Below are 10,605 nucleotides of genomic sequence, written 5' to 3'. Positions count from 1 at the left end.
ATGAGCGGGACGAACAGGACCCTGCTCTACGGCGTCGGCCTCGGGCCCGGCGCCCCGGACCTGATGACGGTCAGGGCGCGGGAGATCATCACAACGGCCGACCGCCTCGTGCATTTCTGCAAGCGCGGCCGGCGCGGCAACGCCCGCAGCACGGCGGATGCGATCATCGCGCCCGATCCGGCCCGCGAGATCGAGCTCGCCTTTCCCGTGACGATCGAGGCCAGCGTCGGCGAGCCCGACTATGACGGACCGATCGCAGCGTTCTACGAGGAGGCGGCGGAACGGCTCGCGATCGAGATGCAGGCTGGGCGGACCCTTGCCGTGCTCTGTGACGGCGATCCGTTCTTCTACGGCTCCTTCATGCATCTGTGGCGGCGGCTTTCGCAGCGCTTTCCGACCGAGGTCGTGCCCGGCGTCACCGGGATGACCGGCGCCTGGGGCGAAGCCGGAGCGCCGATCACCTGGGGCGACGATGTCATGACCGTGCTGCCCGGCACTTTGCCAGAGGCGGAACTCGCGCGCCGTCTTGCCGATACCGACGCCGCCGTCATCATGAAGCTTGGCCGCAACCTGCCGAAGGTGCGCCGCGCGCTCGTGGCCGCCGGGCTGGAAGGGCGCGCGATCTATGTCGAGCGCGCGACGATGGCGCGGCAGGTCGTGGCGCGCCTCGCCGACAAGGCCGATGACGAGGCCCCCTATTTCGCGATGGTGCTGGTGCCAGGCGAGGGGCGGCGCCTGTGACGGGCTCGCTCACCATCGTCGGGCTCGGCCCGGGCACGGCGGAGTGGATCACGCCGGCCGCACAGGCCGCGCTCGATGCCGCGACCGATATCGTCGGCTACGGCCCCTATGTCGACCGCGTACCGGAGCGGACCGGGCTCACCAAGCATGCTTCCGACAATCGCGTCGAGGTCGAACGGGCTTCCCATGCCCTGCAACTGGCGGCGGAGGGCCGGACGGTCGCGGTGGTCTCGGGCGGCGATCCCGGCGTCTTCGCGATGGCGGCGGCGGTGTTCGAGGCGCTGGAGGCCGGGCCGGCGGAATGGCCGGCCATCACGATCACGGTCGAGCCCGGCATCACCGCGATGCTGGCAGCAGCGGCACGGGCCGGCGCCCCGCTAGGCGGCGATTTCTGCGCGATCTCGCTCTCGGACAACCTGAAGCCCTGGGATGTCGTGACGGCGCGGCTCGAAGCGGTGCTCGCCGCAGACCTAGTGATCTGTCTCTACAATCCGATCTCGAAGGCCCGGCCCTGGCAGCTCGGCGCGGCATTGGAACTCGCGGCAGAACAGCGTGACGCGGCGACCCCGGTGCTTTTCGCCCGCGCTGTCGGGCGGCCGGACGAGATTCTGCGCATCCTGACGCTGGCGGAGGCCGTCACAGCCGCGAGCACGGCGGACATGGCGACGCTGGTGATGATCGGCGCGTCGAGCACGCGCCTGATCGCGCGCGAGGGCGCAGCGCCTTACGTCTACACGCCGCGCTCGGTGGCGAAGATGCCCTGCGCCACCAGCCAGGGCAGGACCTGATCGATATGATCGACGGTCTCGACAGCAGGCTTGGGCGGGCGCTCCACCATCACCACCGGCAGGGACAGCCGGCGCGCCGCCACGAGCTTGCCGACCGTCGCCGGCCCGCCGGAATTCTTGCTGACGAGAATCTCGATGCCCTCGCGGCGCATCAGATCCTCCTCGTCATCGGCATCGAAGGGGCCGCGCTGCTGGATGACATCGACATGCGGCACGGGCAGACGGTCGCCGATCGGCTCGATGGCGCGCACGAGATAGCGATGCTGGGGCGCATCCGCGAAGGCCGGCAGTTCGAGCCGGCCGACGGTGAGGAAGACGCGCCGCGGCTCGTCGCCCAGCGCCTGCGCGGCCGCCTCGATGTCGGGCACGGATTTCCAGCGATCTCCGGCGCGCGGCTTCCAGGACTCGCGGCGGATCGCGAGCAGCGGCACGCCCTCGGCCTTGCAGGCATGCTCGGCATGGAAAGGCATGATCGCGGCGAAGGGATGGGTCGCGTCGACGACGGCGACAATGCCTTCCTCGACCAGATAACGCCTCAAGCCCTCGACGCCGCCGAAGCCGCCGACGCGGACCGGCAGATTGCTCGGGCGGGGATCGACGGTGTGCCCCGCCAACGAGATAATGGCGCGAATATCGGGAGCCTGATCAGCCAGGTGCTGGTCAAGCGCAGCAGCTTCGCTCGTTCCGCCAAGGATGAGGACGGTCATGTCGCCAGTTTTGCGTGAATCCGATGTTCTGTCGAGCCATGAGGCGCCGGCTCCCTGGCTGGCGCTGATCGGCCTCGGCGAGGACGGGGCAGCTGGCCTGTGCCGCGAGGCGCTGGCAGCTCTGAACGAAGCCGAGATCGTCTTCGGTGGCGAACGGCATATCGCGCTGGTCGGCGCCGTGCCGGGCGAACTCAGGCCCTGGCCGCAGCCCTTCCGCAATGCGCTTCCCCAGATTCTCAAGGAGCGCGGCCGCAAGGTCTGCGTGCTCGCCACCAGCGACCCGTTCCACTACGGCATCGGCAACAGCATCAGCCGGGCAATCCCCGCCGCTGAGATGCGGATCATCCCGCAGCTCTCCTCCTTCTCGATGGCCTGCACGCGGATGCGCTGGCCGCAGGAGGAATGCGCGCTGGTCTCGCTGCATGGCCGCACGCTCTACCGGATCGTGCCGCATCTCCAACCGGAAGCTCGCATCCTCGCCCTCTCCTGGGACGAGACGACGCCGCGCGCCGTGGCCGAACTCATGACCGCGCGCGGCATGGGCGCAAGCCGGATCGTGGTGATGGAATCGCTCGGCGGGCCGCATGAGCGCATCCGCGAGTGCCGGGCCGACGCTTTCGCGCTCGACGATATCGTGCCGCTCAACCTGATCGCGGTCGAGGTCGCGGCGACCCGTGACTCGCGCATCCTGCCGCTGGCGCCGGGGCTCGACGAGGAGTGGTTCGCCCATGACGGGCAGATCACCAAGTCGGAAATCCGCGCGATCACGATCTCGGCGCTGGCGCCGCGCGGCGGCGAACTGCTCTGGGATGTCGGCGGGGGCTCGGGCTCGGTCGCCGTCGAATGGTGCCAGCGCCATCTGCGGAACCGGGCCATCGCCTTCGAGGCGAAACCGGAACGGGCCGAGCGGATCAGACGCAACAAGCTGGAGCTCGGCGGCCTCTCCGTCGAGGTGGTCGGTGAGGCCCCGGCCGGCTTCGTCGGGCGCGAGGCGCCGGATGCGGTGTTCATCGGTGGCGGGCTGACCGAGGAAGGCCTGTTCGATGCTGCCTGGGTGGCGCTGAAACCGGGCGGGCGGCTCGTCGCCAATGTGGTGACGATCGAGGGCGAAGCCAAACTCGCCGCCCTCCATGCCGAGCATGGCGGTTCGCTGCGCCGCATCTCGATCGACCGGCTGGCGCCCGTCGGCGGCAAGCATGGCTGGCGCCCGGCGATGCCGGTAACGCAGTGGCGGGTCGAGAAGCCTTGAGCACGGGCCGCCTCATCGCCGGCATTGGCATCCGACCCGGCACGGAGGCCGCCGATATCCTCGCCTGTCTTGATCATGCCCTGGCGAGCGCCGGGCTTACCGGTGCGCAAACGCCGCGCTTTGCCACGTTGGCGAGCCGCGTCGCGGAGGCCGGCATGATTGCGGCCGCGACCGAACGCGCGGCAGAACTCGTCGCCATCCCCGACGAGGCGTTGAAGGGTTTCGAGGCCGCCTGCGCGACGCGCTCAACCCGGATCGCCTCGCTCTACGGCGTCGGTTCGGTGGCGGAAGCCGCAGCGCTGGCCGCGGCCGGGCCCGGCGGCGAGCTGGTGCAGCCGCGCATCGCGACCGCGCGCGTCACCTGCGCGCTTGCCAGAAGTCTCGCATGACCATCCATTTCATCGGCGCCGGCCCCGGCGCGCCCGATCTCATCACGCTGCGCGGACGCGACCTGATCGCGGCTTCGCCTGTGTGCCTCTATGCGGGATCGCTGATCCCGAAGGCGATGCTCGACTGGTGCCCGCCGGGTGCGCGCATCGTCGACACCGCCCCGCTCGATCTCGATGCCATCATCGCGGAGATGGAAGACGCGCACCGCACCGGGCAGGATGTGGCGCGGCTGCATTCCGGCGACCTCTCGATCTGGAGCGCCTGCGGTGAACAGATGCGCCGGCTCGACCGATCAGGCATTCCCTATACGGTGACGCCGGGCGTGCCGGCCTTCGCCGCCGCAGCCGCCGTACTGAGGCGCGAGCTCACCTTGCCCGGCGTCGCGCAATCGCTGGTGCTGACGCGCACCTCCGGCCGCGCTTCAGCCATGCCCGAGAGGGAAAAACTTGCGACATTCGCCGCCTCGGGTGCGACGCTGGCCATCCATCTCTCGATCCATGTCGTCGAGCAGGTCGTGGCGGAGCTGACGCCGTTCTACGGCGCCGATTGCCCGGTCGCCGTGGTGTTCCGCGCGACATGGCCGGATGAGACCGTGCTGCAAGGCAGGCTCACCGATATCGTCGGGAAGGTCCGCGCCAGCGCGCTCGAACGCACCGCGCTGATCCTCGTCGGTCCGGCGCTGGCGGCCGATGACTTCAGCGAGAGCGCGCTCTATTCGATCGATTACGACCGCCGCTTCCGGCCGCGGGGCGGACAATGAGTGCGCGCGGACTGCTCATCGCCGCACCGCGCTCCGGTTCCGGCAAGACCACGATTACGCTTGGCCTGCAGCGCGCTTTGGCGCGCCGAGGCCTCACCGTGCGCGGACTGAAATGCGGACCGGACTATATCGACCCGGCCTTCCATGCCGCAGCGACCGGGGCGCCCAGCGCCAATCTGGACAGCTACGCCATGACCGACGGGCTGCTCGGTCGGATCGCGAGCGAAGCGTCTGATGCTGCCGATATCGTCATCGCCGAGGGCTCGATGGGCCTGTTCGATGCCGTGCCGGGGTCCGAGGGGCATACCGGCGCCAGCGCCGATATCGCCGCGCTGACCGGCTGGCCGGTCGTGCTCGTCATCGACGTCTCCGGCGCGGCGCAATCGGTCGCGGCGGTCGCGCTTGGCTGCAAACTCTATGATCCGCGCATCCGCGTCGCCGGCGTGATCCTCAACAAGGTCGCAAGCGCCCGGCACGAGCGCCTGGTACGGCAAGGCATGGAGCGGATCGGCCTGCCCGTGCTGGGCGCGCTGCCGCGCGAGGCAAGCCTGATCCTGCCCGAGCGCCATCTCGGGCTGGTCCAGGCCGGCGAGACCGCCGACCTTCATGCCCGGCTCGATGCGCTGGCGGAAGCTGTCTCGAAAGCCGTCGATCTCGATGCCGTGGCGGCTGCTGCCGGGGCCACGTCGCTTCCGGGTGTGACCGCTGACGGCATCGCGCCCCTGCCGGCGCCCGGACGGCGGATCGCAGTCGCCCGCGATGCCGCCTTCTCCTTCATCTATCCGCATGTCGAAGCGGGCTGGCGCGCGGCAGGCTCGGAACTGGTGCCGTTCTCGCCCCTCGAAAACGAGGCGCCTCCAGAAAGTTGCGACGCCTGCTGGCTGCCGGGCGGCTACCCCGAATTGCATGCCGGCACGATCGCTGCGGCGAGGCACTTCCTGAACGGTCTCCGCTCTTTCGTCGAGACCCGGCCAGTCCATGGCGAATGCGGCGGCTACATGGTGCTCGGCCGTAGCCTGACCGATGCCGACGGTGTCGCCCATGCCATGGCCGGCCTGCTTTCGGTCGAGACCTCCTTCGCGAAGCGGAAGATGAATCTCGGCTACCGTCGAGCCGTCCTGGAGGCGGATGGCTCGCTCGGGCCAGCGGGCTCGGCGCTGACCGGACATGAATTCCACTACGCGAGCATCGTCGCGCAAGGCGAGGACCCTCCCTTCGCCGTCGTCACCGATCCGCATGGCTCGGCTCCCGTTCCCGCCGGCAGCCGCCGAGGGCTGGTCACCGGCTCGTTCTTCCACGCCATCGCCACGGCGGACACCGCGTGAGCCAGCCGCCGGTCTTCGACGAAGCTTTCGCGCGCCAGTTCGAGGAGCTGCTGCGCTGGCGGCGCGATGTCCGGCGGTTCAAGCGCGATGCGGTCCCGGCCGAACTGATCGAAACGCTGCTGGCGCAGACCAAGCTCTCTCCTTCCGTCGGACATGCCCAGCCTTGGCGCTGGATGCCCGTCGCGGAACCGGCGCAACGCGCGACCGTGCGGGAGAGCTTTAGCCGCTGCAATGCGGATGCGCTCGCGTCCTATGAAGGCGAGCAAGCGGCCCTCTATGCTCGCCTCAAGCTCGAAGGCCTAAGGGAAGCCCCCGTGCAGTTCGCCGTGTTCTGCGACCATGGCACGGCGCGCGGCCACGGGCTCGGCCGGCGCACCATGCCGGAGATGCTGGATTATTCGGTGGTCGCGGCGATCACGCAGTTCTGGCTGTCCGCTCGCATCCATGGGCTGGGCGTCGGCTGGGTCTCGATCCTCGATCCCCGGGAGATCGCCAAGACCCTCGATACACCGCCGGAATGGAAGCTCGTCGCCTATCTCTGCGTGGGCTGGCCGGAGGAGGCATGCGATGTCCCCGAGCTGGTCAGGGCTGGCTGGGAGCGCGACTGAACGCAAGGCCGGCGAAATCGCGACGCAGACCGACAGCGGTCAACACCGCCAAAAGGGCAAGGATCGCCACAAGCCAGGCGGCAGCCGTCCAGCCGATGCCGGAAATCACCAGCCCGACGACGGCCGGGCCGAGAACCTGGCCGAGATTGCTGCCCTGCATCAGGAGCCCGATGCTGGCCGGGACCAGATTGGGGCGGGGCGCGAACGCGGCAGCGCTCGAGAGCAGGGTCGCGGGAATGAAGCCGCCAGCCGTCGCAAACAGGACGCCGGACAGGAAAGCGCCTGCCGGCGGCAAAAGCGGCAGGAAGACGAAGACGGCTGCCAGCCCCATCGCGAAGCTGGCGCCGGCCAGCACCATGAGGCGTGACACGCCGCGAGCGAGCAACACACCCGCGAGCAGATTCCCGACGATATTGCCCGCAGTCGCGAGGCCGCTGAGCAGACCCGCAAGCGCCAGGGAGCTGTGCATCCGCTCGAGCAGCAACACGGGCAGGAAGCTCAGCACGGCGAAGAACATCATGGCGTAGAGCGCGAAGCACAGCGCCAACAGCAGCGGCCCGCGCGACAGGAACATGCTCCCGGCATCGGCAGCGATCTGCCGCCAGGACACGATAGCGCCGCTCGCGGAGACCGGCACTCTCAAGGCAACCGCGATTCCGCAGGCCAGTGCGAAGACCGCGCCAGCCAGCCAGATGGCGCGCCAGCCGCCGAAGAGCGGGCCAAGCAGCATCGCCAGCGCCATGCCGGCCGGCATGAAGCAGCTCCACAAGGCCATGGCGATCTCGCGGTCGCGCTCGCCGACGCAGCGGCGCAGCAGCGCCGGGCCGGAGACGCTGACCATCAGGAAGCCCGAGCCCTCGACGACGCGACAGGCGAGCAGGAGGCCGAAGCCGGACGTGGCCGCGCCGAGCGCGCTGCCGAGCGCGAGCAGAAGCAGACCGAGCAGCAGGATGCGCCGGTCGCCGAAGCGCGTCGCCAGCGCGCCGACCGGCACACCGCCGAACAGGCCCAGCACCGCGAAGATCGAGCTGACCCAACCGAGCACGGCGAGGTCACGCCCGGTTTCCGCTTGCAGCAGCGGGATCGCGATCGCAGCCTTGCCGATCTGGAGCGAGGCGGCGATGCCGGCCGCGACGACCAGAACCACGACCCACCAGTCGGTGCGGCCGGCCGTCATGCCTCCCGCCGTTTCATCGATCTCGCGCAAGCTGCGTCACCTGGTTGACCCGGCTGTGATGCACCCTCACGCCAATCGACAGGAGTGAGATAATTCTCATCAAACCGATCTATAATATCGATCATGCTCGACAATCTCTCACTCGATCAGATGCGGATGTTCCTGACGGTCTGCGATCGAGGAAGCTTCCGTGCCGCGGCGACAGAACTCGGCCGCGTGCAGTCGGCCGTCAGCCATGCCATCGCCAAGCTGGAGGATGAGCTTGGCGTCACGCTGTTCGATCGCTCCGGCCACCGACCGGTCCCGACGCCGGAAGGCCGGGCCCTGCTCGCGAATGTGCGCGACGTGCTGTTGCGCGTCGATGCGATGCGGGCGCGGGCCCGGGGATTGCGCGAGGGCGTCGAGCTGGAATTGTCCCTGACGATCGACGTGCTGTTCCCTCCCCTGCTGGTGGGCGCAGCGCTGGCGGAGATGAGCCTGGCCTATCCGTCGGTCGCGATCCGGCTCTCGGCCGAGGCCTTGGGCGGTCCGATCACGGCACTGCTGGAGCAACGCAGCCAGGTCTCGGTCATCGTCGGCGAAAGCTTTCGCGATCCGCGTATCGCGATCGAGGCACTGACATCGATCGAGATGATCGCGGTGGCGGCTCCCTCGCACCCGCTCGGACAGGCAACTGGACTGGCGCTCGACGCCGCTGCGCTCGCCGACCATCTCCAGATCGTCCAGTTCGACCGCTCGCCCCTGACAGACCAGCGCGATATCGGCGTGATCTCGCCGCGGACCTGCCGGGTCGGCGGGCAGGACATCAAGCACGCGATGATCCGGGCGGGGCTCGGCTGGGGTCGGCTGCCGGGCTGGCTGGCAGAGGAGGATCTCGCCAGCGGCCGGCTGGTTCGAGTCGAGACCGGCGTCCTCGGCCGGCGAGGTCAACTTTCGGCCGAGGCCTATATCGGGCACCGACTGGATGCGCCGCTTGGGCCCGCCGCCCGCAGCTTCGCGGCGGCACTGAAACGGCTCTGCGGCGATCGGTAGATTCGTGACGGCAGAAGCAAGAAAGGCCGGTCCAAGGGCCGGCCTTTCCAATCATGGGAGCGGAAAGCGATCCGTCAGCGCCGGAAACCGCCACCGATCGCGCCGCCGAGCACGCCGCCGACGATGCCGCCGAAGATGGCCGCGCCAGCACTGTCACTGGCATCGCCGTCACGCGTCCGGACACGGCCCTGATAGCCGGTGCTGGTCGTGCCGCGGCGCGGCGTCGTGGTCGTACCCTGGTAGGCTTGACCGCGCTCGCGGGCGAGGTCGCGCCGGTACATCTCGTCGCCCTCATAGGAGGAGACGTTGCGGGTCGAAGCCTTGCCCTCTCCCGCCGTCTTGCTGCTGCGCTTCTTTTCGGCAGCCGCCTTCTCCTCGGCGAGGACAGCCTGATAGGCGATTTCGCTCTGGGCACGCAGCGCGCTGACCTGCATCGCGGTCAGGAAGCCGGTCTCCGGGATGCTGCGCGACTTCTGCCAGGCCTGGATCGCCTTGCGATGGCTTGGACCGAAGGTCGTGGCAGCCTTGCCCGGCTGGAAGCCGCTGACGCGCAGGCGGGTCTGCACCTCGCGCCGGTCCTTGGCCTCGAGCTTCATCGCGGTCTCGGTCTGCGCCGTGCCGATCTCCTTCTTGAGCGCTTCCTCGGTGACGCCGGGAGGGGTCGCAAGGAAGCCGGCAGCCGGCTTCGCCGCTTCGAGGCTGGCGAGGCGGTTACGGGCGAAGGTCGCGAACTGGCCCGACGGGAAGGCATCGAGATAGGCGCGGTAATCGGCGGCGGAATTGCCGCGCTCGGCGACTTCCCAGGTCTTGATGTCGATCTGGGCACGGTCGAGCGAGGGCGCCGCCGGCATGGCCGGCATCGGAACGGCGGCGTCGATGGTCTTGGTCGCCGCCACGCCCGGATCGACCGCGGCGAGCTTCAGCGTCGGGTTGAGCTTGAACTCGCCGATGATCGAGGAATTGGTCCAGGGCTTCTGCTTCTTGCCGGTGGTCTCCCAGACATCGGCGCGAACACGATCCATCACCGTGGTGATCGACACTTCGGGCGTCTCGATATGCTTGAGCAGCGCGCTGGTGAAGGGGCTGTTGCCGTCGCGCTCGCCATCGAGCGCCGTGGCGCGCGGATCGGTGGCGAAGGCGATCAGAATGCCCGAAGCCGACTGCGTCTCGATCGCGGTCAGACCACGGGTGACGGCACGCGACTTCGCGGCGAGCTGGGCGGCGAAGGGATTGTCGCGGCAGGCATCGAGGATGACGATGTTGACGCGCTCGTCGCGCTGCATCTGGCGCAGAACGAGCTGGACGTTGACGGCGCGAAAGTCGAGATCGGCTTCGGAGCGCAGCGAGGCATCGACGGGAATCAGGTAGTTCTCGTCGCCGACAGCGATGCCGTGACCGGCATAATAGACGAGGCCGGCCTTGGCGCCGTCGAGCTTCTGCGCGAACTCGCGCACGATGCCCGTCATCGCGTCCATCTTGAGGTCGTAGCCCTCGACGACGTCGAAGCCGAGCCGCTTGAGCGCGGCCGAAATGCCCTTGGCATCGCGCTGCGGATTGGCGAGCGGCGGCACCGAGGTATAGGCGCTGTTGCCGATAACCAGCGCGACCCGCCGCTCGGGCACGGCGGCAGAGCCAGGAGAGGCCAGCGCCACCGCTGAGAGCACCAGCGCAAAGGCGACAGCCATTCGGGCACGGAACCCTGGAACCAGAGACGCGAAGTTCACGACAACCTCCCCAATTCGGCAATCGGCTGCCCGCCCGCAACGGTCGGCGCAGCGCACGATCAAAAACACGGCGGCAATATGGACGAAAGATGGCCGTCTTTTTT

Annotated in this window: 11 protein-coding genes; 8 read left to right on the top strand and 3 right to left on the bottom strand. The window is 68.9% G+C overall.

Features of this window, described 5'->3' with window-relative positions; translation table 11 throughout:
• Complete coding sequence (locus NUV79_RS16935) at positions 1-741, top strand: precorrin-2 C(20)-methyltransferase (protein WP_257734266.1); 741 nt, start codon at positions 1-3, stop codon at positions 739-741.
• On the top strand, positions 738-1,529 hold the full coding sequence (gene cobJ / locus NUV79_RS16930) for a precorrin-3B C(17)-methyltransferase (protein WP_257734265.1): 792 nt from the start codon (positions 738-740) through the stop codon (positions 1,527-1,529). Before NUV79_RS16935 ends, cobJ begins: the two co-directional genes overlap by 4 nt.
• On the opposite strand, the gene NUV79_RS16925 is transcribed toward cobJ, so the two are convergent.
• A complete protein-coding gene (locus tag NUV79_RS16925; RefSeq protein ID WP_257734264.1) occupies positions 1,472-2,236 on the bottom strand; it encodes a cobalt-precorrin-6A reductase in 765 nt (254 codons plus the stop codon). The genes cobJ and NUV79_RS16925 overlap by 58 nt on opposite strands.
• Between NUV79_RS16925 and cbiE the strand changes: the two genes are divergently transcribed.
• Genes cbiE through bluB form a run of 5 tightly spaced genes read left to right on the top strand, consistent with a single transcriptional unit; the run spans position 2,235 to position 6,568 of the window.
• Positions 2,235-3,485, top strand: a complete 1,251-nt coding sequence (gene cbiE / locus NUV79_RS16920; RefSeq protein ID WP_257734263.1) for a precorrin-6y C5,15-methyltransferase (decarboxylating) subunit CbiE — start codon at positions 2,235-2,237, stop codon at positions 3,483-3,485. The two genes, NUV79_RS16925 and cbiE, sit on opposite strands and share 2 nt — an antisense overlap.
• Positions 3,482-3,874 carry a cobalamin biosynthesis protein gene (locus NUV79_RS16915; protein ID WP_257734262.1) on the top strand — a complete coding sequence of 131 codons (393 nt, stop codon included), beginning with the start codon at positions 3,482-3,484 and terminating at the stop codon, positions 3,872-3,874. Before cbiE ends, NUV79_RS16915 begins: the two co-directional genes overlap by 4 nt.
• Positions 3,871-4,635 carry a precorrin-4 C(11)-methyltransferase gene (cobM, locus tag NUV79_RS16910; RefSeq protein WP_257734261.1) on the top strand — a complete coding sequence of 255 codons (765 nt, stop codon included), beginning with the start codon at positions 3,871-3,873 and terminating at the stop codon, positions 4,633-4,635. The genes NUV79_RS16915 and cobM overlap by 4 nt, the downstream gene beginning before the upstream one ends.
• Positions 4,632-5,960: a cobyrinic acid a,c-diamide synthase CobB gene (locus tag NUV79_RS16905; protein ID WP_257734260.1), complete on the top strand. Its 1,329-nt coding sequence runs from the start codon at positions 4,632-4,634 to the stop codon at positions 5,958-5,960. The genes cobM and NUV79_RS16905 overlap by 4 nt, the downstream gene beginning before the upstream one ends.
• A complete protein-coding gene (bluB, locus tag NUV79_RS16900; protein ID WP_257734259.1) occupies positions 5,957-6,568 on the top strand; it encodes a 5,6-dimethylbenzimidazole synthase in 612 nt (203 codons plus the stop codon). The genes NUV79_RS16905 and bluB overlap by 4 nt, the downstream gene beginning before the upstream one ends.
• On the opposite strand, the gene NUV79_RS16895 is transcribed toward bluB, so the two are convergent.
• The gene (locus NUV79_RS16895) at positions 6,543-7,775 is read right to left on the bottom strand and encodes an MFS transporter (protein ID WP_257734258.1); all 1,233 of its coding nucleotides are present in this window, start codon (positions 7,773-7,775) and stop codon (positions 6,543-6,545) included. The two genes, bluB and NUV79_RS16895, sit on opposite strands and share 26 nt — an antisense overlap.
• A gap of 93 nt (positions 7,776-7,868) precedes the next feature.
• Here NUV79_RS16895 and NUV79_RS16890 point away from each other — a divergent pair, with 93 nt between their 5' ends.
• A complete protein-coding gene (locus NUV79_RS16890; RefSeq protein WP_257734257.1) occupies positions 7,869-8,777 on the top strand; it encodes a LysR family transcriptional regulator in 909 nt (302 codons plus the stop codon).
• A 74-nt stretch (positions 8,778-8,851) separates the two neighbouring features.
• Here the strand turns inward: NUV79_RS16890 and NUV79_RS16885 are convergent, their stop codons facing one another.
• The gene (locus tag NUV79_RS16885) at positions 8,852-10,462 is read right to left on the bottom strand and encodes a caspase family protein (RefSeq protein ID WP_257734256.1); all 1,611 of its coding nucleotides are present in this window, start codon (positions 10,460-10,462) and stop codon (positions 8,852-8,854) included.
• Between the last annotated feature and the right edge of the window lie 143 nt (positions 10,463-10,605).

It is taken from the genome of Allobosea sp. 47.2.35, from assembly GCF_024655635.1.
Lineage (GTDB): Bacteria > Pseudomonadota > Alphaproteobacteria > Rhizobiales > Beijerinckiaceae > Allobosea.
Note: the sequence above shows the minus strand (reverse complement) of the source record. Positions and strands in the feature narration are given on the sequence as shown.